Origin of the sequence: Lysinibacillus sp. UGB7 (assembly GCF_049058285.1) — a bacterium.
Taxonomy (GTDB): Bacteria; Bacillota; Bacilli; order Bacillales_A; family Planococcaceae; genus Lysinibacillus; species Lysinibacillus sphaericus_B.
Genome location: NZ_JBMGUV010000007.1, coordinates 1 through 25,660, shown reverse-complemented (window position 1 = coordinate 25,660; position 25,660 = coordinate 1). Strand labels below are relative to the sequence as shown.

The window sequence follows — 25,660 nt, the reverse complement described above, 5'->3', positions numbered from 1 at the left end:
CAATATGAAATAGGTAGCTCCACAAAAAACAGCTCATACGAATGGTTTATAAAACCGTTTGTATGAGCTGTTTTTCACTCTTTTATTAGTAAATAAAAATAAAACTGTACGCCATTCTTTGTATTGCAAACACCGTATTCGACCCCATGTAGCATTAATATATTTTTGGAAATCGCCAGTCCTAAACCAGTTCCACCGTCTAACCTTTTTCTAGAAGCATCAATCCGATAAAAGCGCTCCCAAATTTTCTCTAGATGCGCTTCTTCAATATGAGCACCTTTATTCTCCACACTTATTTTCACCAGTTCCCCTTTCACCTCTATCGCCAAAATTATTTTTTCTTAGGAAGGCGAATATCGAATTGCATTCATCAAAAAATTTGTAAGAACCTGTTCGATACGGCGTTGGTTGGCTACTACTTCAATCGGTGATAAATCGGTTTCAACTTGCAATTGTTTTTGTTGTATTTCAGGCATTAGTTTTTCGCAAATCTCTTCTAACAGTGAATCGATATAAAAAGAATCCATTTGCATTTTATACGTACCCGATTCATACTTTGCTAATTCCAGCATATCGATAATCAATAAATCCATCTTATCGACTTCTTTTTCCAATGCATCGAAATAATACTCTTTCTTATGATTTGCTACATTCCCTCTCAATATCGTTATACAGCTTTTCATAATACTTAAAGGTGTTTTCAATTCATGTGATACACCGGAAATAAACTCTTTCCGCGTATTTTCTAGCTTTTTCTCCTTTTCAATATCTTGCTGTAGCTGTTCAATGTACATACTTAACCCGTTCGCAAGTAAGTTGATATTCCTCGATAAGTCTCCAATTTCATCATTTGAATGAACAGCAATTGTCTCAGAGAAATCTAAATTCGCTATTTTCTCCGTTGTACGATTAATCCGTAATAATGGCTTTGCAATTTTTATTGAATAGTAATAAGATGCCAATAATATTAATAAAGAAACAAAAGCAACAATGTAAATATAATATTCTTCTTTGGCACGTGCTAATAAAACGAGTGGGTTGTAAGGTTTCGTTACACAATCATCGGCCCCTAATTCAAAACCTAATAATGTATCATCTTCATCTGTACGAGCAGTCAACATAATAATCGAGATATTTGAAGTTTTTCTAATTCGGCGGCAAATACTCCATCCAATTTAGGTAGCATAATATCTAATATAATTAAACTAAGCTCATTTTCTTGAAATATCTTAAGTGCCTCTTCCCCATCTTTAGCTTCTAATACCGAATAACCTGCATTCAGAAAATAATCTTTAAGAATCTCTCGTAAAATATCTTCATCTTCAATAATTAATATTTGACCAATCATTTTTATCTCCTGCTTAACTATTTATTATACTCATTTCATTCTAACCAAGTATAAATGTAAGTAACATTCAATCTCCGTATTGATGAACTTTACATGTCCATATTAAGCAAGTAACTAAGTAGAATCAACGACATTACTGTATCTTTGTTTAATCTTCACATCAGGTAGAATTTCTGCAAATCATATATTCTTTTCTGGGTAAAGTAAAGAATTTGACTAGTTAACGAATTTAAGCCGTAGAAAAGCCAATATTAGCTGTTTGGCATTGGTCATACTGTTCTGGTATGCCAAGGCCTCTCTCAAATTCTAATCTCTCCTCTGTCTCAGTCCATTTTACTTTTCTTTAATACCCATCGTATTGTTCATTTTTGTGAATAGCGAGATGGCAAGAAGGAGAGCGATACACACAGCGCCGAGGCCAAACCAATTTATATACAGAATGGATGTACGGCTGATGACAACCCCCCCCACACCAGATCCTAATGCGAAGCCAAATTGTATGAAGGATGTATTCACACTCAACGCTATATCAGAATTCCGAGGTACCAAAGTGACCAGATATAGTTGTTGGGCAGGAGAGATACTCCAGGTTGCCAACATGAAAATCATGAGGACCACTATTAAGAACAAGACATTGTCACAAGAAAGAGCGAATAAAATAAGCGTTGCTCCTTGTAATAGGAGTCCGAGACTAATTGTAAATGTTGACCCTTTTGTATCTGCTAATTGTCCTCCTATTCTTGAACCAACAAAGCTACAAATTCCTGAAAGAAATAGAACGCCGCTAATTTCGGCTATGGAAAGTGAGGATGTGGCCTGCAAGAAAGGCGTAATATAAGTGAATAGCGTCGAATAACCACCGATGTAAAATAATGTGATAGCCAGGGCTAACACAATCCTTGAATCTTTTAAAATGGAGAGTTGCATCCCGAGGGTAACTGCTTCTTCTTCCTTAATTACCGGAACTTTTTTGTGGATAACGAGTAATGGATAAATGCTTATTAGACCTATCAAAATAAACAAAACTCTCCAGCCAACAATCTCACTAAAAAACGTACCAATCGGAACGCCCAGCACAAGTGAACTACTGAGCCCCATCAAAATAATGCCGATAGCACGACCCCTTCTTTCTTTTTCAACCAGTCGAGTGGCTACAGCCATGGCTACCACCGTAGCGATTCCTCCGCTAGCTCCCTGAACAATTCGTACTAATAGTACGGTTTCGTAAGTAGGACTTATAAACATTAGTCCGTTGCTACCTATAAAAATACCGAGAGTAATCACTAATAGCTTCTTTCGATCCACATTAATTGTTAAGGCGATCAGAATCGGAGCGACAATGGCTGCTGCAAGCGCAAATACAGTTACCAATAGTCCTGCTTTAGAAGTAGATACGCCCAAATCCACGGCAATCATTTCAATGATACCTGTGATAATGTATTCAATGGTCCCTATCAAAAAAACAGCAAGAGCCAAAATATAGATGAGAGTGTTGTTTTTCAATTTAGATTGTCCCTTCTCCATTGGTTTAAGTATATTCCCCTGCCCGGTTTGTTTTCCTTAATAGACGTATACAGTTTCCTTGACAGGGAAAAAGCGTGCTTTATCCTTCATTCGAGTAAGAATCGCTTGAGACGTTCATCTATCCATTCCGAATCCTGTTCATGCTGTCCGATGCCCGCGCAATGTCCCCAGTTGGATTCAATCGGGAGGAAAATGGCGTTTGGCATGTGTCGGGTTTCATATTCGTTGTCCTGCGGAGGGAAGAATAGGTCTGTGCTTCCAGGCATGACTAGCGCCCTTGCTGTAATGCTACTTAATGCAAGCTCGAAGTTGCCGTTATAAATCGAGTTCGCGCTAATATCTCCGGTGATGCCGGTACGTAGCATGGTGATCAAATTATTGGCATCAAAACTGAAAAACACTTGATCCCAGTAATCTACGAGATATTCTTCCAGGGTGTGGTAGCCCTCTTGCTGGTAAAGCTGCTCCAGATAATAAGCCTGAGAGAAGCCCCAAGCCGCATAAACCCGTCCCATGGCCGCCAATCCAACTTTCGGTTGCTCGTTGTAAAAACCATCCTTCCAGGCAGCATCGGCTTGAAGCGCGGCAATCATTCCCTCGAATACAACCTTTGCATGAGGTCGGGTTTTAGCGGTTCCTCCAAATGGAGCGATGCGCTCGACCATATTGGGATAACTTGCCCCCCACTGAAAGGTCTGAACAGCACCAAGTGACCAACCGACAACAAGCGCGATATTTGTAATGCCAAATTTCTTCGTAACCAATTGATGCTGAAGTCGCACATTATCATAAATAGAAACATGCGGAAAGTGTGCCTGGTGATAAGGCGGTGGTGTATTGCTTGGTGAAGAGGACAGCCCGTTTCCAAGCATATTGGGGACAATGATAAAATACTTTTCTGGGTCCAGTGCCTTACCAGGTCCATTCAACCATTCGTTATCGGTATGCAGTCCTGCAAACCAAGTAGGATAAACGATCACATTATTTCTAGCCACATTCAACGTACCGTAGGTTTTATACGCCAGCACGGCATTGGGTAGGGTGTCACCGGATTGCAGCTCCACATTCCCCAGTTCATACAGTTCATAATCTTTCATATCAAAATCTCCTCCCTATCATCAAAGACTTATTGTCTTTCTTGTCATAACTTTACGAGGATGCTATTGTTAAGTCAAAGAAACGTTTTTGAATTGAACGTTCATTTTTTTTGAATATAAGGAGGTTTTGCAGTATGGAATTGCGGCAACTCAAAACATTTCATACCCTTGCTACCACACTCAACTTTACCCGCGCAGCGGAAGTACAGAACTATGTTCCCTCAACGGTGACTATGCAGATGAAATCATTGGAGGAGGAACTCGGCGTCAAGCTGGTGGACCGACTTGGGAAAAAGGTGGCTCTGACCGATGCGGGCAGAAGTTTTCTAGGCTATGTGGATCATATCTTATGTGAGCTGGAAGAAGCGCAGCATGCTGTGAAGCAATCTGGCGAAATGACCGGTACACTGACCATAAGTGCGGATGAAACCTTGTGTACATACCGACTTCCGGCTGTGCTTCGCCGATTTCGTTTGCGTTATCCGGGGGTTCGGTTGATGTTTCGCCCTCTCAGTAAGCCGAACCTGAAGCAAAGCTTGCGCGAAGGGAGTGCGGACATTATTTTTATGCTAGATGAGCTGAAGGGAGGAGCGGGAATCTGCGGGGAAAAGGTGCGTGACGAACTCTTTTATCTATTAGTCGCACCGGAGCATCCGTTAGCTTCACAGACCGATTTGACGATTGAGGACTTTAATGGCGAAACCTTCCTGTTGACGGAACAGGGCTGCTCCTATCGGATGTTTTTTGAACGAAGCCTTTCTCAAATGGCCATGGGAAGCATTACGGAATTGGAATTTAACAGTGCTGAGGCAATTAAGCAATGTGCAAAAATAGGGATGGGCATCGCCATATTGCCTGAAATGGCCGTAACGGGCGAGCTGAATCGTGGTGAGTTGGTTCCACTGCCGTGGGATTTGACAGCCGTCTCCTTTGCTACCCAAATGTTTTGGCATGAAGAGAAATGGATGTCCCCCGCCATTGAAGCCTTTTTGGACTTAACCAGAGAGACTTCCTGACCCATCCGTAAAGAAAAAACTGGATGTCAATTAAGTGAAAAAGTCGCACTCACGAAAAAAGCTAATTCTTTTAACAGATGATTAAGATGCACATGCAATGAAAATGGTCATCAATAGTTGCGGCACGTTTACGTAAAGTCTTTGAACTATAAAGTGAAACTGCAATCAGCGGGATTTTCTTCATCCCCCGCTGATTGTTAGTTGAACTAATCGGGCTATTACGGCGTTGATCGATCACCAGTTTACGCATCCTCCTCTTTCCACTTGAGGTGGGCGTCTTCCTGACCAAGTCTCTATTATTCCCATTTCTTATAAATTAGGGCACTAAAAAATTGAGTTACATAATATATATATAAATACTTATTGTTAATATAACAAATATTAATAAACTTCTGATTTTACTTTTCTTCCATATAGTTAACATTGACAAGATTCCGCCTAAAAACATTAAAGTAATACCCATTATTTTCATGATGCTTACTCCAAATAAAGTTCCTAAATGTGCAAAAAAAGATCCTATTACGATAAAACCAATTGTAAAAATAAAACGGCGGGACCTAAAATCATGCATGGCTGATTTTCTATCGTCCGTATTCATTTTTAAATAACCTCTAACAACCATAAATGTTGGTATGCCCCAAATAATGACAAAATTCACAAGGGACATAGTATCTTTCCTCAATAGTCTTACCCCCATTTAGTGTAAACAGCTCAATGATCTACTAGTAAAGCTTCGTCCGTTTCGCAACTTCTTTCTATCAGAAAATACTATCAATCGTCATCAAGTCCCAAACTTCCTTGATTCGTTTGCCATCAAGGTTTACTTTTCGAAGTAAATTTTCAACATCTTCTCCTATGATTTCACTTGCAGAATCATAGAACTTCCAAAACATATACCGACCTGTTCCATGACCTATATAGTAATTTTCCTTTTTATAAATGAAATGTATCTCTCTACCCATATGTAAATCTTCAAGAAATTCTTCATATTTGTAATCATTCATCATTTAAACTCCCTTCGTTCAACAAAAAGAACGTTGACCCTTTCTTGAATCAAAGTCCCCGTGAGTTAAATAGTATTTGATGCTTCGGCTTCCATTGTCTGTTTTTGTAAGTTGAATATTTTTATCGTTGCTTTCCCTAATAAAAATCCAAGAATTCCTCCAAGAATGTTAAGTAGCATGTAGCCAATTTCCATACCCGTATGGCGTGGCACAACTAATCCAAGCCCGCTAAAAAGAAGTCGGGAAATTTCGATTGTCATACAACTGAAAATAACCATAGCAATTACTTTCTTTATATTATGTAAATTGAACAGAGCTACATACATGCCCAGGGGAATGAATAGTAACACGTTATAAAATACAGCCAAAGATCCCCCATTAAAATCTTGAACTGTATCGTATCATATATGCCAAACCAGTCATTCGTTGATATAAATGTACTACCCATGTCAGTTGGATTTTGAGGAGGAAGTGTAATTCCACCGAATTTTATTTGAATTAAACTCATTAAATAAAAGAGGAAACTGGATAAAAGGACTCTTCTTACATAACTTCTATTTATTTTTCTAAAATAATCAAGAAATATATCTATAAACATATAAACAAGCAACAGTAAGAAACCTAAAGGAATAATATTGTAAAGAATGTATGTTGAAAATATATATTTTCAACTCTTATATTTTGCAATCAATACTCATTCTACTTTTTTGACAATATAAGGCAAATAAAATTATTCCACTATTACTCTTCAACCAAAAATCATTCAACCTACTTTACTGTTCTGTCACGATAAACAATCAAAGTAATTGCATTTAATAGGATGGTAACGATGACAAGAATTGCCGCTGCGAAAGCCACAGCACCCATTGTGTCCATAAGAGCAGACCAATCCTCAATCTTTACTAGATGATAGTTATAGAAAATCTGGAAACATAGCGAAATAGCACAAGCACTGATGCTCAAAATGGCAAGACCGCCCCATTTGCTATGACCATGCTTTTCATATCGCATAAGATTTACAACAGGAATAATCCAAGCAATTAGTCCAAGTACGAGACTTCCAATATTAAGCAAACTAATCATATCTTAATCCACTTTGTGTTTTCTTTCTTGTTCAGCAATGCTGCTCCTTTAATTGAAGAAAAATAAGAGTTATCTAAACCGCTCATAAGCTTCAAGTAAAGCGCTGTGGCGGGTTGAAGAAAGATTTTTTATTTCATTTCATAATCATGTTTCGTTATAATTTGCATTGTCAGAGCGATACTAATTAAAGTAACGATTAGTATTAATATCCTTTCCTCATTATTCAAATGAAATCCATAAATAATACTCAAGCAAATCACACAACTTAACGAGTTTAAGCCGAAAAAAAGTCCCCAAATGATAGCCTTAAATCTTTTATAGGCCCTACTACCTGTTAAATACCTAATATAAAAAAAGCAAACCAAACCTATCCCTACTATTATAAGCAATGACTTTATGAAAGAAGATGTTAAGGTGATCGGCTCTTCCCAAGGCATATCAATAAAAATAATGTTAGAGAAATTAGTCAAATGGAAAACAAAGACACAGAGAAGAACATAATAGAATAAAACCCACTCGACTACATAGATCATCGGGAATATAAGCTTTTTCCACATTTTCTTACCTACCATCTTGTTTATTTCCTCCATAAACTTTCTAGATTATAAATTTTGACGGGTAAAATTGGTAAAAGTTCCATAACTGTAATCAAACTCAAAAATTGAGTTTGATTACGTTCCGTTGATTTCCGCTACAGCGGACGCTTTTCGCGGCCATGGCTTCAGTCTCCTCGTCGCTACGCTCCTGTGGGGCCTTCAACTCATGCTATTCCCGCAGAAGTCGCCGCCTGCGCTCCAATCAACTAGTGGTCGTCTATCAATGATTGTGGTGATGGATAGGATGACGAAACATATAAATAATGAACGACCTCAATTAGAAATGCTGACACCGGAAAATCATTAAACGTCATAATTGGGCGCATCATGTGGAAGACGCCGATCATTTACTCTTTCAAAGTGACATGAAACAAATCTATGCTCGTCGAATACTTATAAATCCAAAAGAAATGAATTAGTACTTGTGAATAGAATACTAGCAACTAAAGGGTAAAGACCCAAGCAAGAACTGGCACCCAACAATTAATACAGGATACTACTACTTAAAAGAGCAGGAGCTTACCTGTATTCAGAATCATTAAAAACTCATTCTATGCGAGATAGATTTACCAATCGCTGAAAATATTGAATATATAAACTGCTCAGCTGGAATAGCAGCTTTGTTATCTTCAACGAGCAGTAACATGATAAAGGATTCAGTAAGAATCTACGACATTCAAAAAAGCAGTGGCATTCTCAAGTCGTTCAATCTAAGGAGGGAAAACCCCTCCTTTTTCTTATTTACACTACAAATACATTTCTGTGATATAGCTATATGTACTTATAGAAGTACAACTGAAATAGATGTTTGTATACTTGTTCTTTGCGTTTCTAAATTTAAAATTATTTTCGTCACCTGATTAGCATTGTCTCTTAATAAGGAACAAACAGGAAGAAATATAGTGCCCGGTGATGGGTCAGGATCTTTGCAATTATCTGCTATGATTTTCTTGTTGTTATATATCCGTTGGGCTCTTTCGATTACGATATCTAGTTTTTCCTTGCATTCTTGAAGCATATCCTTTACTTCTTTATCTCTATTTATTCCTTGTAACGGATATTTAACCCGCTAAGAGTACCTTTATACTGTGTATAAAAAATATCGTATAGTTTATTGGTTAGTAATTTGTCCATTTCTGATGTTATCTGAGCAATAAGGGGTATGTGATCTTGTCCGTTTATATTGTTCTCCCCCGCACCATATATACCGGACAACTTAAAAACCAATTCAGTAAACGCTGACACGGCCTTCATATATGGACCAACACTTGGACTATCTGGCATAATAGGCATAATATCCTCCTTTTTCATATACTTAATTATTAACGAAACAAAGCTGAAATATCCCATTTCATGAATGTAGTTTTTAGAAAGTTGGTGTCTCTCGGTAATTTATAAGGTGAGGGGGGCAGAAACTGTACCCTTTTATAAGGCTAAGCTGCTTTAAGAAGATGATTTCTGTACTGAGCTTTAAATTCCATTGGAATGGCCTCCTTGGTCGGAGTGGATGAAGGCTCCTTCGGCAAGTTTGATTTTCCTATTATTTTATATAATTACCTATCTTGAATATCTTAAAAAATGGTATCCTCAATTTATCTTGCAACGTCCAGCCATCTTAATCTCTATCCTATTATGCCGTGAGATCCAGCCTACTCCTCCATTCGGATAATCTTTAACCTTCAAAATCTAGGTATAAACAATGTAATAATCAAAAAGAGAGCAACTGTAATATTTGCTCCCTACTCTATATCCATATGAGAATGTATTTATTCTTTAATAGCCGATTAGACGCATTACGCGCCGTATATCATTTTTTTGCTAGATAAACCTAAACGGTGTTAATCCACATGAGCCTGACTACAAGACTGGATTTTCTAGTAAAATAGCAATCCCTTGACCGCCACCGATGCATAAGCTCGCTACGCCGTATTGAACGCCTCGTTTTTGCATCTCTAATGCCAGCGAGTAAGTAATACGCGCACCACTTGCCCCAACTGGATGCCCCAGTGCTACTGCCCCGCCATTGACATTCACCTTCTCTTGATTAATACCTAATTCCTTTAAAACGGCTAATGACTGTGCTGCAAATGCTTCATTTAGTTCAAATAATCCGATATCCTCTACTGTTAAATTTACTTTTTTCAATACTTTACGAATCGCCGGAGCTGGGCCAATTCCCATGATCGTTGGATCGACACCGGCCGTTGCAGAAGCGACGATTTTTGCTAATGGCTGTAACTGATGCTCCTGTAAGAAAGCTTCTGATACAAGCACAATTGCTGCGGCGCCGTCATTAATACCACTCGCGTTCCCCGCTGATACCGACCCATCTTTTTTAAATGCCGGTTTTAGTTTTGCTAGGGCTTCCAACGAAATTTCTTCACGGATATGCTCATCCTCCGATATTTCCACCATACCTTTACGTGTTTTCACCAAAACTGGTGCAATTTCCTCGGCAAAACGGCCTGAACGACGAGCCTCAGCTGCGCGTTTATGTGAATTGTAGGAGAATTCATCCTGTTCTTCTCGTGATATTGCGTATTTCTCCGCTAAGTTCTCAGCCGTCACCCCCATACCACAGCCTGCAACCTCATCGTATAAAGTCGCCCACAACATATCTTCTACGACTGGTGCTTTATTGGGTGATCCAAAGCGTGTACCACGTAAAACTTGAGGTGCTTGGCTCATATTTTCAGTCCCCCCAGCAATTGCGGCTTGCACATTGCCAAGTTCAATTTCCTGTGCTGCGGAGACAATCGCTTGTAAGCCCGAACCACATAGACGGTTAACCGTAAGTGCTGTACTTTCCTCCGGTAATCCGCTTTTTAATCCGATATGACGTGCTAAGTATGCCGCGGAACTTGTTGTTTGAATGATATTACCAAAGACGATTTCTTCAATTTGAGTTGCTTGCACCCCTGAACGCTGTAATGCTTCTTTTACAACGACCACACCAAGATCAATATCCGTTGTATTAGCAAAGGCGCCCCCAAATGTACCAAATGCTGTTCTACTACCATTTACAATATATGCCGACATGGTTAAATCCCCCTTTTTTACATTCCACCTGAAACATTCAGTGCTTCGCCAGTAATACCCGTCGCTTGCTTCGAAGAAATGAAGTAGACACTGTCAGCAATTTCTTCAGCTGTAATAAAACGTTGCATCGCTTGCTTCGGATACACAATTTCATTTAATGCCTCGGCCTCTGACATGCCTCTGCTCTCTTCAAGATCATTTAATTGTTTCACAAGTAAAGGTGTTTTTACCGGTCCTGGTAGAACGGCATTTACCGTAATTCCGTGTGATGCACCTTCCAGTGCTGCTACACGTGTTAAACCAATTACACCGTGCTTTGCTGCGACATATGCTACTTTTTCAGGAGTTGCTAGTTCACCATGAACCGATGAGATATTGACGATACACCCATGTTGTTGCTTTTTCATATACGGGAACACATATTTCGTCATTAAGAACGGTCCTTTTAGCATGACATTTTGCAGTAAATCCCACTTATCTTCTGGAAAATCTTCAATTTTAGCACGGTATTGAAGACCCGCATTATTCACAAGCACATGAAGTTCGTGTTTTTCACAAATACCATTTATGACATGCTGGACAGAATTTGCATTTGAAACATCTAACTCAACCGCCTCAACCTTCCCTGGATATAAGTCTGCCACTACCTGTGCTGCTTCCATCTTTAAATCTGCAGCGAATACATAATCCCCTTGTGCAACAAACTTCTCCACCATCGCTGCTCCTAAACCGCCGCCTGCACCTGTCACTAGAATATTACGCATGCTCAAGCCCCCTTTGAATTTTACTAAATGTTTTAAGCTGTTGAATCAACGAACGATCACGCTCGATTACGTATTCATCTAGGCCTTTCCCCGGATATTCAAAGAAACCTTTAGAAGATTTGACGCCTAGATTGCCTTGTTCGGATTTATCTTTAATGACGCTAAACGAACGAACTTTTGATTCTATCACTGGCTGTAATTGATCCAATACGATGCCCCAAATATCTAGTCCACCAAAATCAATAATCTTCAGTAAACCACTCGACGCAAATCGGAAGCCTGGACCTGCGAATATCGCACTTTCTATATCCTCCTCTGACACAACGCCGTCTTCTAACAATGCTAAAGCTTCACGCGCTAATGCTACTTGCATACGGTTTGCTACCAGCCCTGGCACTTCACGGCGAACTTCAATCGTCACTTTTCCCACTTTTTTCATCAATGCATCTACTTCATCGTATGTCTCCTGCTTTGTATCAGGTCCTTTTAGCAGCTCCACAAGCGGTACAATATGCGCTGGATTAAAAAAATGGGTGAGCAGCACTTTATCCTTACGCTTTTCTAGATGACGTACGATTTCTGAAAGTTTTAAACTGGAAGTATTTGATGCTAAAATTGTGTGTTCAGCGCAAACCTCATCCAGTTGCTGAAAGATTTTCTGCTTGAGCTCCAGATTTTCTGTTGCAGATTCAATGACCAAATCACAATCAGCAAGCTCTTCTATATTTGTAGTACAGGTTAACCGTTCTATAATTATTTCATCTGAATCTTCAAACACTGTCCCCTCCTCACTGAAAATCTTCAGATAGGTTTTCAGTTTTTCGCGCGCTAATTGTAGGGATTCTTCGTTAATATCCTGTAAAATCACAGGCAGTCCTTTCGTGATAAATTGAAACGCAATGCCAAACCCCATTGTTCCCGATCCAATAACCCCAATTTTTCGAATCATCTACCTTCCCCCTTAAGTGTTAGTATAATAAAACTGCTGCTATAAGCATTGGAATACTTGCAATTAATGGTGCAACAACGGAAACTGCAAAGATATGCTTGTAAGCATCTTTATGTGTTAACTTTGAAGCTACTAAAATCGTAATAACAGCACCATTATGTGGTAGTGAATCTAGACCGCCCGACGCAATGGCCGCTACCCTGTGCATAGCATCTGGATTTAACCCCATTTTCAGGTAAGTAGATGATAGTGCTTCCATCGCAATGCCTAGTCCACCACTTGAAGACCCTGTGATTCCTGCAAGTGCCGTTGTTGCTAAGAACAGTGAAATCAGTGGACTACCTGGAATTTGCGCCATCGCTTCATTGAAAATGCCGAAACCTGTTGTAATCGCAATGACCGAGCCATAACCAACGTCAGCGCTCGTATTGATAATTGGCAGTACCGCTGATACAGCCCCTTCGTTCAATGTATTTTTCTTGATTTCAATGTACTTCCAAAATAATACGCTTGCTAATACTACAACACCCATCAGCGTGTATATGATTTCAACCTTGAAGATATTCAATGCAATTAACAAAGCAACTGGCGGAATTAAACTCACAATCGCATTTGGTAATGCACGACCCTCGTAGATATCTTTGATGCCTTCTGTACCATCTTTATCTGGATTTGTCATACCTGCATACGTTTCCTTGCGTTGTTCTGAACGTTTTAACGCAAACTTCATGTACCATAAGTTAATCGCAATGACGAACACCGCTGCAATAATCCCTAGTAAAGGAGCCGCTGTAACAGTTGTCCCAAGGTACTTCGTTGGGATAATGTTCTGGACAGAAGGCGTTCCTGGTAACATCGTCATTGTAAAGGTCCCAATCCCTGTAAAAAACGCGGCCATGAATAGATGCCACGGAATATCTAACTCTTTGAATAATGGCTTCGCGATTGGTAATACTGCGAAAATTACGACAAATAAACTTATTCCACCGTACGTTAAGAACGCACAAATAACCATAATGGCTACTAACACTTTATATTTACTATCTTTTCCGATAATTCGAAGTAAAAGATTGGCGATTTGACGAGCCGCACCACTATCATCCATGAGCTTACCGAACATCGCTGCAAATAAAAAAATAAGGAAATAATTTCGAACATAGCCGATAAATCCTGTCATGTACGTTTCTTGGAACGTCTCTAGAATTGGAAATCCATTCGTCACCATGACGAATAAACTTACAACAGGAGCGATGATAATAATACTAAATCCTCTTAGTGCTAATACGATTAATAGAATTAATGAAATCGTAATCGTAATCAAACTCCACATAGGCTTCCTCCTTCAATTAGTTATTTATGTTTCGTCTTAACGGTAAACCAATGCGTGCTTCTAATTCTTCAACTGTTAAATCACCATAAATATCCTTGATGAAAATCTCACCATCTTGGAATATAAAGTTCGCATACTCCGTCACAAATTGATTAACACGCCGTTCACCGCTAGAATCAAGTGTTAACGTATCCACTAATTTAGACGAACCATCTTTTGTAAAAAGAGTACTTGCTACGATTACTTTTTTCGCTCCAGCGACTAGGTCCATCGCGCCGCCGACGCCTAAGATGGGTTGATTTGGCACAGACCAGTTCGCAATCTCACCATAACGGTCAACCTCAAGTGTTCCTAGAACAGCTACATCAACGTGTTTCCCCCGAATCATCGCGAATGAGAAAGCGCTATCAAAAAATGCCGCTTCTGGCGTTATTGTCACAGGCGCTTTGCTGGCATCGATTAAATCTATATCTTGTTCCTTGTCATTCGGTGGGGGGCCCATGCCGATGAGGCCATTTTCAGTTTGTAAATATATCTTTTTATCTTCAAGATATTTCGAAACAAGCGTTGGAATTCCTACACCTAGATTTACTACATCGCCGTCTTTTAGCTCACGTGCAATACGCTTTGCAATTATTTCTCGACTATTTGGCTTCAACATAGGTCCCCCCTTGTTTGATGTATTTACTTTCAATTACGTAATCTACAAAGATGTGTGGTGTGACAATTTCTTCAGGGCTTAGTTCCCCAATTTCAACGATTTCATCAACTTCCACAATGACTACTTCAGCGGCAGTGGCCATTATGGGGTTAAAGTTTCTTGCAGTCGTGTGATACACCAGATTGCCTGCTTTATCGGCTTTCGCTGCTTTGATGAGGGCGATATCTCCTTTGATAGCTTTTTCAAATAAATAACGAACGCCATCAATTTCACGGACTTCCTTCCCTTCAGCTAGTCGTGTCCCAACAGCAGTTGGTGTATAAAAACCACCAATGCCAGCACCTCCACAGCGAATCGCCTCTGCTAAAGTCCCCTGTGGTATTAAATCAATTTTCAACTTTCCCAGAGACCAAGCCATAATCGCTTCTTTGTTAATCGTGAAAAACGAACCAATTGCTTTCTCGATTTTTCCTGCCTCGAACACTTTATGAAGTCCTTTACCGTCATCCCCAAGATTATTGCTGACAACCTCATAATTTCCTGCCTCAAACTGCGCAACAGCATCTAATAAGGTTAACGGCGTACCTGAAATGCCAAAACCTCCGACTAACAAACGCATAGAATCTTTAAACAAAAATGCTAGCTCTTCTGCTTTTTTCAGCTTTTCCATTTTTTATCCCCCTCCTCATTAGACTAGACTATAGTCTGATGATATAATGAGGTAAAGTTATAGTCAAACATTTTTCAGAATATTTTTTCATTAAGGAGCAAAAACGAATGGATTTAGAGAATAAAACAACAAAAGGTCTTCAAACACAACTTCATATCATGACCGTAGCACTCGATTTATTCAAAACCTTAGGCTACGATAACGTTTCGGTGGATCGAATTGTCAAGGAGAGTAAAACTTCAAAGGGGTCTTTTTATCAGCATTTTCCTTCTAAATCAAGTATTTTCATGATGCGTTTTATGGAAATGGATGAAAAATATGTTCATATCTATGAGGAAATAAAGCTAGAAAATACTTTAGCAATAGAACGATTGGAAGCGTTCTGTCTTGCCGTATTTCGTTGTATTGAAAAAGAGATGGGCAAAGATTTAATGCGTGTCATTTACTCTGCAGCAATCATCAGTAATGAGCATACTTTTTTCACAAATGAGAATCGTAAATTATATGTAATTCTGCGCCAAATTATTGAAGAAGGAAAAAAAGATAGCTCGATTAGAGACGTTGAGTCCACGAAAGTGTTTTTTCAGATGATTGTACAATGTTTGATGGGAGCCATTTATTATTGGGGATTGCAGTTAGATGAAGTAACATTGGAAGATCTAGGAAAACCACTTGTGAAACAACTTGTTACAAGCCTCCGTTTATAATTATTTACACAACGGATTGAATATAAAATGCACTAGAGTTTCCTTAAACACCTGCCCGTTGACAAAAATTCAGCTGTTAGTTTACCGCGTGGTGGCACAGGTTTCCATCAAGCTGCACAGGCATGGTAAAAACGGGTGCAAGCAAAGTTTATCTCGTTGCCGTGGTGCCTACGTTGAGAGTAGACTTGCTTTGGATAGTGGTTTTGGCGTGGCATGCTGTGAAAGGCATTCGAAGGAACGGTTGTCCTGCAACAATTATGTGATGCCCCTTGCCAAATTTTTCAATTTGTTAAATATTGTTCCCGTCTACTCATGAATAAGACGTAAAAAAAGATGATATCTATTAAGACATCATCCCGTAGCACATAAAATTTGATTCAACAAACGCTCAAACCATTTATCCCTGATTCATTGCACTTACATCCATATACGCGATTTCCCATAGATGACCGTCTACGTCCTGAAAACCCCAAACATACATAAATCCATGATCTTGGGGGTCACTCGAAGATTTACCACCAGATGATAGTGCCTTATTTACCAACGCATCCACTTGATCTCGACTTTCAGCTGATAAGCAGAAAATTGCTTGTGCCGAAGTAGCAGTATCCACAATTTTCTTCTTACTAAACTCTTTGAAACGTTCTTCCAGCATTAACAACGCAAAGATATTGTCACTGATAATCATACTGGCTGTGTCCTCAGTGGTGAATTGTAGGTTGAACTCAAAACCTAGCTCCTTGAAGAAAGTAGTCGACTTGTTCAGGTCTTTCACAGGTAAATTGATAAAGATATTTTGGGATTGATATGCCATTTTTTATCACCTCAAGTACACATTAGCACAGGCAAAAAAGCCCTGTCAAAATTGTAGTTGTGCACTAATCTGTTTCCATAGTGAAAGAGCGCTTTCCCTTATAGCCGGTTATTTTTTAATTAGTTTGGGAGGAAACTTTTGAACGAGCAAACTAATTAGAAATAATGCGACAATAATTGTTAAGAGATAAAAGGTCCAACGTACTATTATATGAAGTTTCAATTATTTTACAAATTGACCGTACCATAAATAATTCCTACCGCTAAACCAGTGGCCACAATGCAGAGAATGGCAACCGCAGAAATTTGAATCCACGACATCTTGTTTAGTGGCTCTTTGTCTTTGGTTATTTTAGACATAACAATAACTAAAGAAGCCACTAGCATCAAAACACTATATACTTGTGACCACATCTTATCCACCACCCTACGCTATTCTTTTACATGAATATTGTTGAATGATTATAAGAAGGGCACCTCCGGCATACCCTACATGCAAAAATAGGCAACTCATAACATAGTGAGATTGCCTTTTTTGGCATTTCATTTGTTCAGTGCTCGCTACCATATTCGGTGAGATTAGATTTCTCTGTAAATCATGCTTTTAATCCATCAATAAAAGCTTCGATTTCTTGTTGTGTTTTGCGGTCCTTACTAACAAATCGGCCTACTTCATACCCTTTATCGTAAGCAAGAAAACTTGGAATACCATATACATCTAATTCGATACATAGATCGATGAATTGATCGCGGTCAATCTTAACAAAACGATAATCAGCATAATTTTCTTCTATTGCAGGTAGTATAGGATCAATGACACGACAATCTACACACCAATCTGCTGAAAAAACAAATATCGTATGTTCACCCTTTTTTAGTTCTTCAAATTGCTCAATCGATTGTAAATTTTCCACTAAAAAAATCTCCTTAATAACTGTTATTTTTTCTAATAATACCATATTCGAATAATGTTATTTTATATTTCAGGTAAGTATTTAATCTTGATACTATAGAATTGAAATTATGAAATCAACTTAAATAGATGTAATTTTCGAACAAATATGTTCTAATACCTTGTAAACAAGTAATAATAATTTTATCCTTACTTGAAAGAGATGTAATTAAGTTAAGTAAAATAATGAATTGGAAGTGATTAGATGAAGAATATATTATATAATTCTATATTAGATTTGGTTGGGAATACGCCAATCGTTCGATTAAATCAACTTGTAGACGAAACGTGTGCAGAAGTCCTTGTTAAATTAGAGTATTTTAACCCAAGTGGTAGCGTAAAAGATCGTGCAGCCTATTCTTTAATTCAACAAGCTGAGCGTCAAGGATTAATCGGAGAAGGGGCTACGATTATTGAGCCGACTAGTGGTAATACAGGTATTGGGCTAGCAATGAATGCTGCTGCTAAAGGATATAAAGCGATATTTGTTATGCCTGATAACATGACGCGAGAACGAATATCCATATTAAAGGCCTATGGTGCGCAAGTTATTTTGACTCCTGCTGTCGAAAAAATGCCGGGAGCTGTAAAAAAAGCACTTGAATTACATAGCCAAATAGATAACAGTTTTGTTCCGCAACAGTTCGAAAATCCAGCAAATCCAGCGATTCATCGAATTACAACTGCGCCAGAAATCCTAAAACAAACAGCGGGTAGATTAGATGTCTTTGTTGCTACTGCTGGAACAGGCGGTACAATTACTGGAACGGGTGAAGTTTTAAAAGAAAAATTGCCTAATCTAGAAGTGATTGTTGTTGAGCCAAAGGGTTCCCCGGTACTCTCAGGCGGGCAACCGGGCCAGCATAAACTCGTTGGCACGAGTCCAGGATTCATTCCCCCTATTTTAAATACGGATGTTTATGATGATATTGTACAAGTAACAGATGAAAATGCATTGCAGACAACGCGTGATTTAGCAAGATTGGAAGGAATTTTAGTGGGGCCTTCTTCAGGGGCAGCAGTATGGACAGCGATTCAAAAAGCTCGCGAGTTAGGTCGTGGTAAACGAGTTCTTTGTATAGCGCCTGATAATGGAGAGCGTTACTTAAGTATGGACGGGTTGTTTGGCGTTTCTAATTTTGGCTCTCTTGGGATCTAGATGTTTCAATTATGAAGATATTGGTTGAGGATGATTATTTTCCGCATGTAATGCATGAATAATCTCTTTATTGATTAATTTCAGATTTTCAGGAGTTTTCATCATTTTAAACGCTGCATCTCGGGATTCATTAGATGTAACATACGTGTTTGGCAATGCATTCAGTGTATGTGCTACTACGGCAAGTTCACAGGTTTCACATCTACAAAATGTTTGATATTCCGGTCCTTGTAGTAGAAAGCTCACTAAACCACGCACAATTTCTTCTGTAACATTTACTAAAATAGGATTTGACATATTCAAACCTTCACCTCATTTTATATTTTATTGTTTTACTATTCCTGAAACGATAATAGTGTTAACAAAGCCTTGCTCAAGAATTTCTAGCCAACTGGCTTCATTCATTCACCGGGAGATAGGTAATCTTCTAAGTAAAATTATATCGAATTATACGAAAATCATCCTATTAAATTGTACCTACTATTAGGTACAATTTAATAGGTATAACTTTTCACTCTTATGATAAATTATACAGTAGCTCATGAAAAATAATAATAAACCACGAGCCACTTAAATATAAAATAATTAATAACACTTCTATCAAAAAATGATGAAGTGAATAATCTTATAGTAATGGGTATAAAATATTCGATTTAATAGGTGATAATCATGAGGACAAAAAAAATTAATTTTAATAAAATTGCATCAACTAAATTATTGATAAGTGCGTTATTTATAATTGTATTATATATACTTTTATCAGCTCATATTTTCTATGATTTTATAATCTTTATTACTATACTCTCGTTAAAAATAACTATACTAGAATTCCTAATTTTCCTCTTATTATTTTCGACTTTCCTATTGATAAATACATACTTAATAAAAAAACAAAAATACTTAAAATACGTATTTCTTGTACTCTATATCATCTATAGGATCGTACACGATATTGTCCTTATTGATGACTTTGAAAAGTTCATCATCGCATCCTATATTGATTCCTTCATGATTATATTTTCACCTATGTTTTTAAGTATCTCGTTCCTTTGTATTCTTTCTTTCTTTGTTTTACTAAAATATCTTATACTATTTTATTTCTACCCAGCTTATTATCTAGATGAGTTAATTTTCGCATTTAATACAGCTGTACTTGTTTCTATTTTAATCTTGTTCACTCTAAAATTTTTAGTTAGAACATTTAAATCAGAATATGAAATACGAATAAAGGATAACATTTTATTAATGATGGAAATATTAGAGCTAAAGGATCCGTATACAAAAGGTCATAGTGAACGAGTTGCCGAATATGCAACAATTCTTGCTGAAGAAAGCCGAATATATACAAAAAAAGATTTGGAAAATTTCTATCTCGCTTGTTTATTACATGATGTTGGGAAAATAGGAATACCCGATGAAATTCTAAATAAAGATTCTCATCTTACAAATGAAGAATATAGTGTTATTAAAAAACACAGTCTTCTTGGCGCAAAATTATTGAATAATCTTTCATTTACTCCTCCTTTTATTCATAAACATCGGTCTATAATACGTTCTCATCATGAGAAATGGGATGGAAGTGGTTATCCAGACGGATTAAAAGGTCATGAAATTCCTTTAAATGCAAGAATTGTTTCTATTGCCGATGCGTTTGATGCAATGACATCTACAAGGTCTTACCGTAATGCACTGTCCGCAGAAGAAGCTTATAAACGGATTATTGAAGGGGCAGGTACTCAATTCGATCCGAGTTTAATAGAAACTTTTCAAAAGGTATATCCTAAGTGGATTGAACTTTTGAAGAATAAAAATAACGAATAAAAATTTAACAAATTATCTATGTAATTAGCTAAATAGAAGCGTTCCAAATGGTCCAATTTACACTTTTTAACAGCTGTCCTAAAAACGTTTCATTAATTAAATTCTGTATCCCCATAATTGGAAAGTTATTTATTAAACTAGCCATCGAACCTACTAATATCAAAGGGATTAACATAGTAAATGAATTACGAATCGCAATTAAATACCGATTGTCCGTAATTTTTTGAAGTGTTACATGAAAAAAATCCATCCTATCTCTCCCTGCCTATATATTCTATAGGTATATTTTCTTATAAAAATTGAATCCTGAACATATTAAAAAATACCGTTAACAACTTACCATTAAAATATTTACATATAATAAAAAGTACACTTATTATATTTAATAAATTAGTTATTTTAAATTTCGAAATAAACAGTTTGGACAGGTGGACAGTAGGAGCACAGCGAAACAATAAAATATGACAAGGATTAGATACGTGTAAATGCCAATCTTCATCAGAAAAAATTTGGACATAAAACGCCCCGCAAAAGTTAGATTTTGTGGTCTAACTTTTACAGGGCGTTTCATTTGGAGGATGGAGATGAGTATGTTCAGAACAAGTAAGTTCATTAACATTAATTCATGTTAGTTACAGCTAATTTTTTTCATTACAAGCAGACATTTTTAAATTATATATTATTTAACACAATTCAAAATATCTTCAGCTAGCATTTTTGATCCACCAATTCCCTTCAGATATTTCAAATCCCCTATTGCAAGCCAATCAATATTACTTAAATGCGTCATCATATTTGCGATTTTTACTGAATCAGGTTACTGTGATTTATTTAAATAATTATCATTAATAATAATATTCCCTGCTATCGATAAAGCATTTAAACAAGTAACATATGTCATACGATAAAGCTTATTGTCTTCCCATTCGTCCGGGAATAATTCCTTGATTAAATTAAAATAACGTCAAGTTAAGCTTCTTTTCTTTAGAAAGCTTTGCTAAGTCACATTTCTTTGTTAGCAAATAAACAATATTATACAAATTCTGTAAAGTAATATTTCGTTCCTTACTTCGAATCCCGATTAATGTTCCTTTAGTAAAGAATGGACTTACTGGTTTTAATATTAAATTAGTAGCCACCCAACTCAAATCATCACTTTCCCGGTTTAAATAACGACTTAATGAAGTGCCAATTCCTTTTGCTTTCGTGTTTATCACATCAAAAAGTCGGATTTCCTCATCTTCATCAAAGTAATGAAATGCTAAAAATGGGACATTCAATGTCGTACCTGTCTCCTCAATATATTGCTTAATCCCCCCTAATCGATGCTGTCCGTCCATTAATGTAGCCTTGTTCCTACAAATTAATCTGCCAAATGAAGGACGCGACCTATCATAAGCTTGAAATTCCCAGTTTCCACTCGCATTTAAAAGTATCGGCGTATATAAAGAGCTTTCTCCCTGTGAAAGATAATTTGCAAAATCAGCGCAGCGTTTTTTGCTAATGGGGCGCTGATATCCTTTGCCAGACGGGTCATTATATAGCTTTGAATATGCAAAATTGACTGCGATTTGAGACGAAACAGCACCTTGATAAGTTACACGCCCTCTCGTTTTTGATTGTATAACATTCTCAATAGCAATATTTGAACTTAATGAATTATTCATCTTGTATTATTCCTCGTTAAATTACATTAAAGTATATTAAGTCTTTGGAGACTAAAATCAAACATTTTGGTGTTTAATGTCCCTTCATGAGTTTCAAAGCCTCACATAGTCTAAAATTGAGGTGATAATGTGAAGTGAATAGTAAAATTAGTAGGAGATAATGTAAGAGAATTACGAAATCTTAAAGGGTTAACACGAGAAGAATTTGCTGAAAGATGCAATTTAGAAATATCTTATTTGGCTCGTATTGAGCGAGGGGAAAAGAATATTACACTCCAAACCCTTGAAAAATTAGCACTTGGTCTTGAAGTGTCACCATATACAATTTTATTATTCAATGAAATATCAAATCCAGAACAACACTTTAGAAATGACGAACTTTTAAAAATTTTAAACGGAAGACTAATTAACAGATCTGAAACAGAAATAAAAATGGTATTAAAAGTGGTCGATGAAATTTTAAAAGCACTAGATAACTAGCTGCTTAATGAAACTAAAAAATCCCAGCAAAGTTTTAACACGTTTGCTGGCATTAATCATTATTTTATGCAACTTCCAATACATTCAACGATATTCACCATATTCATTCAACTCAAGAACATGATTTATGCCACCCCTTGGTAGTATTCAGACAGTTAAACCTTCAGGGTGTTACCTCATTGGGAAAGGGATTATTTTAAATTTCATTCTGACAATGAGGTAATCAACATTTTTAGCTCAACAACATAATTGCCACAGAATATAATACACATTATTTAAATTCATTTACAAAACAACCTTTCGGAATATTTAATAAACTATCAACATCTTTCTCTATATCATCACACTCTAATACATGACTGACCTTGTATAGTCTCATTGAATAAAAATTTAAAATTTCGGTTGTAGCTTAGAAATAAGTCACGAAGTTTATAAAAATGTTGCGATGTTTAAAACAAAGTCGCGACGTTTATAAAAAAGTTCGAATACGTTATTGTGGATTAAAACAAGGTTTGACCGTTTTCCCCTTTGGTTTAGTAATCTAAAAGGGTATTTTTATAGTGAAAACGAAAAGAACATCTGAATTGAAAGATCGATTAACGAACTGTTGAGTGACAATAAGTTGTTCTGTTAAAGGGCCATTTAACGGAATAAGGTCTTAAAGAGAACTGGTTAGGGAATTTCGAATTTTTACATGACAACAAGTTTCTATTTAAAAAGTTAATGTTATGAAAAATCCGCTCATCTAGAACAGATGAACAGATTTGAGGTTTATATGTCTAACATAAGCATAATCCGATGGTTGTAATGTCACTTATTCATATATATATTTACCTATATTATCAATATCCCGCTCTGTTACAAAAGGCTGGATTTGTATGACCAGATGTGATTTTATTCTAAGCGGTATAGTAGAAATAATAAAATCTATATCATAATCTACTTCCAACTCTTTTTCTTCTGCTAAGTTAGTCGAAATAAGAGGTGGAAATTCTATTTTATTTCCAAATTGATTCTTTAATTTCGCTGAAATATATTTTTCCCAGCCGCTTCCTTCTCCTGCAATGATAAGAGTTTTTTTGGGTCTAAATTCATTAGAAATTCGAGAAGCTTCTATGTACATTACAATATTAATAATTTCTTCATCTGGTACATGATTAGTTATTTTATGCTTTCGTACCCAATCTATATATACGTCCTTAACTTTCAGAAAAGTTTTAAAGTGTTGTTTTTTCAAAGAAGATGTAGTGTTTTTTTTATTACCTGGAATATAAGAAAGCAAATTTAAAATATATACTTTCTTCCTAAAGTATAGAATAATTGAATAGATAAATTCCTCATCTTTAATATAACAATTACCGAATTTATTATCTAACATAGATATAAAATCTCTTGTGATATTATACACAGGTAAACTACTTTCATAAAATAAGCTTACTTCATTTTTTCTTTCTTTATCTGGATACTTATATATATAATCGAAACATTTAAAAACAATCGTTATAGTAATTTTTTCTGCGTCAGAAAATGATATATTATGATCTCTTTCAAACTGATCTAAATGTAAAGATATTTCATTGTACTGCGGTGTATCCCTATTAAGATTTGAAAATTCATTAATCCATTGTAATTCATGTCCTTGTTGTTTCCTTAATAGTAAAATAGCTAAAAAATATGCAAATTTACGTCTAGAACTTATATATAAAACAATATCCATCGAATTTTCTACTCTCTCTAAAAAATCAAAAATATCATCTTTGGCAAATGAAAATGGCCAATCTGTACTCATGTAAGCTTTTGAATATAATTTCGTAAACATATGGATTACTCTCCAGTTATCACCTACTATCTTAATCGGTTTCCTTTCAAGTTTTAGACCAAAATGAGCTAAGTCTCTTTCAACTTTTTTTAAAGCTTTAGAGACGACATATGGTTGAACAAACAGTTCTTCAGCTATATTCACTACCGTTGTTTCATTGTTCACTATTAACTTATTTAAAATCTGAAATGTTAAAGATTTTCTAAAAAATAACGTAATCACTTCATTTACTGATGCATGGATAGGCATTATTAATTGAACACCATACCCTTTTTTTATTTCAATACTCCAATTTTCAGGTATTACATCTTTTATATAATTCAAATCTTTTCTAATTGTTTTATCTGTAGCTTCTATGGCATTCGATATCTCTTCGAATGTATACCACCTTTTTTCATTTGAAAGAAATTGTATTTCTTTCATTTTTCGTTGTAAATCTGATTGCATCTTAACTTCAAATCCATTATCCTCCACAAAAAAATTACGCATTATTTTCATCCTTTATAACTTAATTTTCCCTAACATATTAATTGTTAAAATGATGTTATTATCAGGGATCATCACCATAAGCGTGTGGTTTATTTCCGTTCCGACTGTGCGCTTTCACTCTGATCCTCACGAAGTCGTCATGCTTTTTAACAAATGTCATCCACAACTTTTGGTGAAGAGCTATTATCAAACTAAATTTCCTTTTTATTCAAAACCATTTTAATACAATTCGTTAAAAAAGTAATTTAAATTTCTATATTATAAAAATACAGCATTTATTATACCATAATATGTACTTTATAGAGGTTCTTTTATCCCGCATATTTCAAAGTATATATAATTCAAATAAACCATCCACCAATTTAAAACTATGACAAAAGTATTAGAATAAAGAGAAATCATTTTTTTCATTGACATAGCTTTGACATAAACCATATAATTTCCAAATAATAAACCATAAACTTTCTAACCCTATATCTACAAGGCTTTAAGTCATTTTATAGATTAAACTAAACGAGTTATTATACGAAATTATATTTTAATAGATACTATGAAGTGTATGAAGTGTCCTTCCTGCAACAATTGGAACATTTATGTGAATCGGCTACACTAAGTTGGACATAAAAAATAAGGGCTAGTACACTTAGACTACCAATTTACAGGAGCGTGCTA

General features: G+C 36.4%; 26 protein-coding genes and 3 pseudogenes. 6 read left to right on the top strand and 23 right to left on the bottom strand.

All coding sequences use genetic code 11. The annotated features are described in order from the left end of the window. Window positions 1–74: 74 nt before the first annotated feature. The 4 genes and pseudogenes from ACOMCU_RS08250 to ACOMCU_RS08235 all read right to left on the bottom strand — a co-directional run. Window positions 75–1,010 (bottom strand): annotated as a pseudogene (locus ACOMCU_RS08250) (sensor histidine kinase); the annotation flags it as partial. Next, window positions 1,011–1,348 (bottom strand): annotated as a pseudogene (locus ACOMCU_RS08245) (response regulator); the annotation flags it as partial. 333 nt (window positions 1,349–1,681) lie between these two features. Beyond that, window positions 1,682–2,851, bottom strand: a complete 1,170-nt coding sequence (locus ACOMCU_RS08240; RefSeq protein WP_421049987.1) for an MFS transporter — start codon at window positions 2,849–2,851, stop codon at window positions 1,682–1,684. 107 nt (window positions 2,852–2,958) lie between these two features. Beyond that, complete coding sequence (locus tag ACOMCU_RS08235; protein ID WP_421049883.1) at window positions 2,959–3,969, bottom strand: alpha/beta fold hydrolase; 1,011 nt, start codon at window positions 3,967–3,969, stop codon at window positions 2,959–2,961. 134 nt (window positions 3,970–4,103) lie between these two features. On the opposite strand from ACOMCU_RS08235, the gene ACOMCU_RS08230 reads away from it, so the two are divergent. After that, entirely contained in the window at window positions 4,104–4,985 is an 882-nt protein-coding gene (locus tag ACOMCU_RS08230) for a LysR family transcriptional regulator (RefSeq protein ID WP_421049882.1), read from the top strand. Window positions 4,986–5,055: 70 nt separating this feature from the next. On the opposite strand, the gene ACOMCU_RS08225 is transcribed toward ACOMCU_RS08230, so the two are convergent. The 12 genes from ACOMCU_RS08225 to ACOMCU_RS08170 form a co-directional block, all read right to left on the bottom strand. Then, window positions 5,056–5,235 carry a hypothetical protein gene (locus ACOMCU_RS08225; RefSeq protein ID WP_421049881.1) on the bottom strand — a complete coding sequence of 60 codons (180 nt, stop codon included), beginning with the start codon at window positions 5,233–5,235 and terminating at the stop codon, window positions 5,056–5,058. Window positions 5,236–5,322: 87 nt separating this feature from the next. Beyond that, window positions 5,323–5,667 (bottom strand): hypothetical protein, encoded by a 345-nt coding sequence (locus ACOMCU_RS08220; RefSeq protein ID WP_421049880.1) that lies wholly within the window; start codon window positions 5,665–5,667, stop codon window positions 5,323–5,325. A 76-nt stretch (window positions 5,668–5,743) separates the two neighbouring features. Continuing rightward, the gene (locus ACOMCU_RS08215; RefSeq protein WP_010859066.1) at window positions 5,744–5,989 is read right to left on the bottom strand and encodes a hypothetical protein; all 246 of its coding nucleotides are present in this window, start codon (window positions 5,987–5,989) and stop codon (window positions 5,744–5,746) included. 65 nt (window positions 5,990–6,054) lie between these two features. Continuing rightward, window positions 6,055–6,357 carry a hypothetical protein gene (locus ACOMCU_RS08210; protein ID WP_010859067.1) on the bottom strand — a complete coding sequence of 101 codons (303 nt, stop codon included), beginning with the start codon at window positions 6,355–6,357 and terminating at the stop codon, window positions 6,055–6,057. Window positions 6,358–6,757: 400 nt separating this feature from the next. Continuing rightward, window positions 6,758–7,072, bottom strand: a complete 315-nt coding sequence (locus tag ACOMCU_RS08205; protein ID WP_421049879.1) for a hypothetical protein — start codon at window positions 7,070–7,072, stop codon at window positions 6,758–6,760. A gap of 1,637 nt (window positions 7,073–8,709) precedes the next feature. Next, entirely contained in the window at window positions 8,710–8,961 is a 252-nt protein-coding gene (locus tag ACOMCU_RS08200; protein ID WP_421049878.1) for a hypothetical protein, read from the bottom strand. A gap of 564 nt (window positions 8,962–9,525) precedes the next feature. Continuing rightward, window positions 9,526–10,707, bottom strand: coding sequence for a thiolase family protein (locus tag ACOMCU_RS08195; RefSeq protein ID WP_010861388.1), 1,182 nt, complete (start codon window positions 10,705–10,707; stop codon window positions 9,526–9,528). A 17-nt stretch (window positions 10,708–10,724) separates the two neighbouring features. After that, window positions 10,725–11,471 (bottom strand): 3-hydroxybutyrate dehydrogenase, encoded by a 747-nt coding sequence (locus ACOMCU_RS08190; protein WP_421049877.1) that lies wholly within the window; start codon window positions 11,469–11,471, stop codon window positions 10,725–10,727. Next, complete coding sequence (locus tag ACOMCU_RS08185) at window positions 11,464–12,420, bottom strand: 3-hydroxyacyl-CoA dehydrogenase family protein (protein ID WP_421049876.1); 957 nt, start codon at window positions 12,418–12,420, stop codon at window positions 11,464–11,466. The genes ACOMCU_RS08190 and ACOMCU_RS08185 overlap by 8 nt, the downstream gene beginning before the upstream one ends. 19 nt (window positions 12,421–12,439) lie before the next feature. Next, a complete protein-coding gene (locus tag ACOMCU_RS08180) occupies window positions 12,440–13,750 on the bottom strand; it encodes a GntP family permease (protein ID WP_010861385.1) in 1,311 nt (436 codons plus the stop codon). A 16-nt stretch (window positions 13,751–13,766) separates the two neighbouring features. Next, window positions 13,767–14,411 carry a 3-oxoacid CoA-transferase subunit B gene (locus tag ACOMCU_RS08175; protein WP_421049875.1) on the bottom strand — a complete coding sequence of 215 codons (645 nt, stop codon included), beginning with the start codon at window positions 14,409–14,411 and terminating at the stop codon, window positions 13,767–13,769. Continuing rightward, on the bottom strand, window positions 14,395–15,081 hold the full coding sequence (locus ACOMCU_RS08170; RefSeq protein WP_010861383.1) for a CoA transferase subunit A: 687 nt from the start codon (window positions 15,079–15,081) through the stop codon (window positions 14,395–14,397). Before ACOMCU_RS08170 ends, ACOMCU_RS08175 begins: the two co-directional genes overlap by 17 nt. Window positions 15,082–15,188: 107 nt before the next feature. Between ACOMCU_RS08170 and ACOMCU_RS08165 the strand changes: the two genes are divergently transcribed. Then, window positions 15,189–15,788, top strand: a complete 600-nt coding sequence (locus ACOMCU_RS08165) for a TetR/AcrR family transcriptional regulator (RefSeq protein WP_010861382.1) — start codon at window positions 15,189–15,191, stop codon at window positions 15,786–15,788. Window positions 15,789–16,185: 397 nt separating this feature from the next. Here the strand turns inward: ACOMCU_RS08165 and ACOMCU_RS08160 are convergent, their stop codons facing one another. The 3 genes from ACOMCU_RS08160 to ACOMCU_RS08150 all read right to left on the bottom strand — a co-directional run bounded on the left by ACOMCU_RS08160 (window position 16,186) and on the right by ACOMCU_RS08150 (window position 17,560). Next, window positions 16,186–16,602 carry a VOC family protein gene (locus tag ACOMCU_RS08160; protein ID WP_421049874.1) on the bottom strand — a complete coding sequence of 139 codons (417 nt, stop codon included), beginning with the start codon at window positions 16,600–16,602 and terminating at the stop codon, window positions 16,186–16,188. 227 nt (window positions 16,603–16,829) lie between these two features. After that, a complete protein-coding gene (locus ACOMCU_RS08155) occupies window positions 16,830–17,015 on the bottom strand; it encodes a hypothetical protein (protein WP_421049873.1) in 186 nt (61 codons plus the stop codon). Window positions 17,016–17,197: 182 nt separating this feature from the next. Then, entirely contained in the window at window positions 17,198–17,560 is a 363-nt protein-coding gene (locus ACOMCU_RS08150) for a thioredoxin family protein (RefSeq protein WP_080647775.1), read from the bottom strand. 198 nt (window positions 17,561–17,758) lie between these two features. Here ACOMCU_RS08150 and cysK point away from each other — a divergent pair, with 198 nt between their 5' ends. After that, window positions 17,759–18,712: a cysteine synthase A gene (gene cysK / locus ACOMCU_RS08145; RefSeq protein ID WP_010861378.1), complete on the top strand. Its 954-nt coding sequence runs from the start codon at window positions 17,759–17,761 to the stop codon at window positions 18,710–18,712. 9 nt (window positions 18,713–18,721) lie between these two features. Here the strand turns inward: cysK and ACOMCU_RS08140 are convergent, their stop codons facing one another. Beyond that, a complete protein-coding gene (locus ACOMCU_RS08140; RefSeq protein WP_010861377.1) occupies window positions 18,722–19,009 on the bottom strand; it encodes a late competence development ComFB family protein in 288 nt (95 codons plus the stop codon). Window positions 19,010–19,381: 372 nt separating this feature from the next. On the opposite strand from ACOMCU_RS08140, the pseudogene ACOMCU_RS08135 reads away from it, so the two are divergent. After that, window positions 19,382–19,873: pseudogene (locus tag ACOMCU_RS08135) on the top strand (hypothetical protein); the annotation flags it as partial. An 84-nt stretch (window positions 19,874–19,957) separates the two neighbouring features. After that, entirely contained in the window at window positions 19,958–20,533 is a 576-nt protein-coding gene (locus tag ACOMCU_RS08130) for an HD-GYP domain-containing protein (protein ID WP_230491924.1), read from the top strand. Between the two features lie 28 nt (window positions 20,534–20,561). Here the strand turns inward: ACOMCU_RS08130 and ACOMCU_RS08125 are convergent, their stop codons facing one another. Beyond that, window positions 20,562–20,783 (bottom strand): hypothetical protein, encoded by a 222-nt coding sequence (locus tag ACOMCU_RS08125; RefSeq protein ID WP_421049872.1) that lies wholly within the window; start codon window positions 20,781–20,783, stop codon window positions 20,562–20,564. A 703-nt stretch (window positions 20,784–21,486) separates the two neighbouring features. Continuing rightward, entirely contained in the window at window positions 21,487–22,200 is a 714-nt protein-coding gene (locus ACOMCU_RS08120) for a DGQHR domain-containing protein (protein WP_421049871.1), read from the bottom strand. Between the two features lie 138 nt (window positions 22,201–22,338). Between ACOMCU_RS08120 and ACOMCU_RS08115 the strand changes: the two genes are divergently transcribed. Then, window positions 22,339–22,680: a helix-turn-helix domain-containing protein gene (locus ACOMCU_RS08115; RefSeq protein ID WP_421049986.1), complete on the top strand. Its 342-nt coding sequence runs from the start codon at window positions 22,339–22,341 to the stop codon at window positions 22,678–22,680. Window positions 22,681–23,494: 814 nt separating this feature from the next. On the opposite strand, the gene ACOMCU_RS08110 is transcribed toward ACOMCU_RS08115, so the two are convergent. Beyond that, window positions 23,495–24,988 carry a BglG family transcription antiterminator gene (locus ACOMCU_RS08110; protein ID WP_421049870.1) on the bottom strand — a complete coding sequence of 498 codons (1,494 nt, stop codon included), beginning with the start codon at window positions 24,986–24,988 and terminating at the stop codon, window positions 23,495–23,497. Between the last annotated feature and the right edge of the window lie 672 nt (window positions 24,989–25,660).

Coding starts and splice junctions, on each gene's coding strand:
- ACOMCU_RS08235 (WP_421049883.1), bottom strand. CDS start 3,969: ATGAAAGATTATGAACTGTATGAACTGGGGAATGTGGAGCTGCAATCC.
- ACOMCU_RS08230 (WP_421049882.1), top strand. CDS start 4,104: ATGGAATTGCGGCAACTCAAAACATTTCATACCCTTGCTACCACACTC.
- ACOMCU_RS08225 (WP_421049881.1), bottom strand. CDS start 5,235: ATGCGTAAACTGGTGATCGATCAACGCCGTAATAGCCCGATTAGTTCA.
- ACOMCU_RS08215 (WP_010859066.1), bottom strand. CDS start 5,989: ATGAATGATTACAAATATGAAGAATTTCTTGAAGATTTACATATGGGT.
- ACOMCU_RS08205 (WP_421049879.1), bottom strand. CDS start 7,072: ATGATTAGTTTGCTTAATATTGGAAGTCTCGTACTTGGACTAATTGCT.
- ACOMCU_RS08200 (WP_421049878.1), bottom strand. CDS start 8,961: ATGCCTATTATGCCAGATAGTCCAAGTGTTGGTCCATATATGAAGGCC.
- ACOMCU_RS08195 (WP_010861388.1), bottom strand. CDS start 10,707: ATGTCGGCATATATTGTAAATGGTAGTAGAACAGCATTTGGTACATTT.
- ACOMCU_RS08190 (WP_421049877.1), bottom strand. CDS start 11,471: ATGCGTAATATTCTAGTGACAGGTGCAGGCGGCGGTTTAGGAGCAGCG.
- ACOMCU_RS08185 (WP_421049876.1), bottom strand. CDS start 12,420: ATGATTCGAAAAATTGGGGTTATTGGATCGGGAACAATGGGGTTTGGC.
- ACOMCU_RS08180 (WP_010861385.1), bottom strand. CDS start 13,750: ATGTGGAGTTTGATTACGATTACGATTTCATTAATTCTATTAATCGTA.
- ACOMCU_RS08175 (WP_421049875.1), bottom strand. CDS start 14,411: ATGTTGAAGCCAAATAGTCGAGAAATAATTGCAAAGCGTATTGCACGT.
- ACOMCU_RS08170 (WP_010861383.1), bottom strand. CDS start 15,081: ATGGAAAAGCTGAAAAAAGCAGAAGAGCTAGCATTTTTGTTTAAAGAT.
- ACOMCU_RS08165 (WP_010861382.1), top strand. CDS start 15,189: ATGGATTTAGAGAATAAAACAACAAAAGGTCTTCAAACACAACTTCAT.
- ACOMCU_RS08160 (WP_421049874.1), bottom strand. CDS start 16,602: ATGGCATATCAATCCCAAAATATCTTTATCAATTTACCTGTGAAAGAC.
- ACOMCU_RS08155 (WP_421049873.1), bottom strand. CDS start 17,015: ATGTGGTCACAAGTATATAGTGTTTTGATGCTAGTGGCTTCTTTAGTT.
- ACOMCU_RS08150 (WP_080647775.1), bottom strand. CDS start 17,560: ATGGTATTATTAGAAAAAATAACAGTTATTAAGGAGATTTTTTTAGTG.
- cysK (WP_010861378.1), top strand. CDS start 17,759: ATGAAGAATATATTATATAATTCTATATTAGATTTGGTTGGGAATACG.
- ACOMCU_RS08140 (WP_010861377.1), bottom strand. CDS start 19,009: ATGTCAAATCCTATTTTAGTAAATGTTACAGAAGAAATTGTGCGTGGT.
- ACOMCU_RS08130 (WP_230491924.1), top strand. CDS start 19,958: ATGATGGAAATATTAGAGCTAAAGGATCCGTATACAAAAGGTCATAGT.
- ACOMCU_RS08125 (WP_421049872.1), bottom strand. CDS start 20,783: ATGGATTTTTTTCATGTAACACTTCAAAAAATTACGGACAATCGGTAT.
- ACOMCU_RS08120 (WP_421049871.1), bottom strand. CDS start 22,200: ATGAATAATTCATTAAGTTCAAATATTGCTATTGAGAATGTTATACAA.
- ACOMCU_RS08110 (WP_421049870.1), bottom strand. CDS start 24,988: ATGCGTAATTTTTTTGTGGAGGATAATGGATTTGAAGTTAAGATGCAA.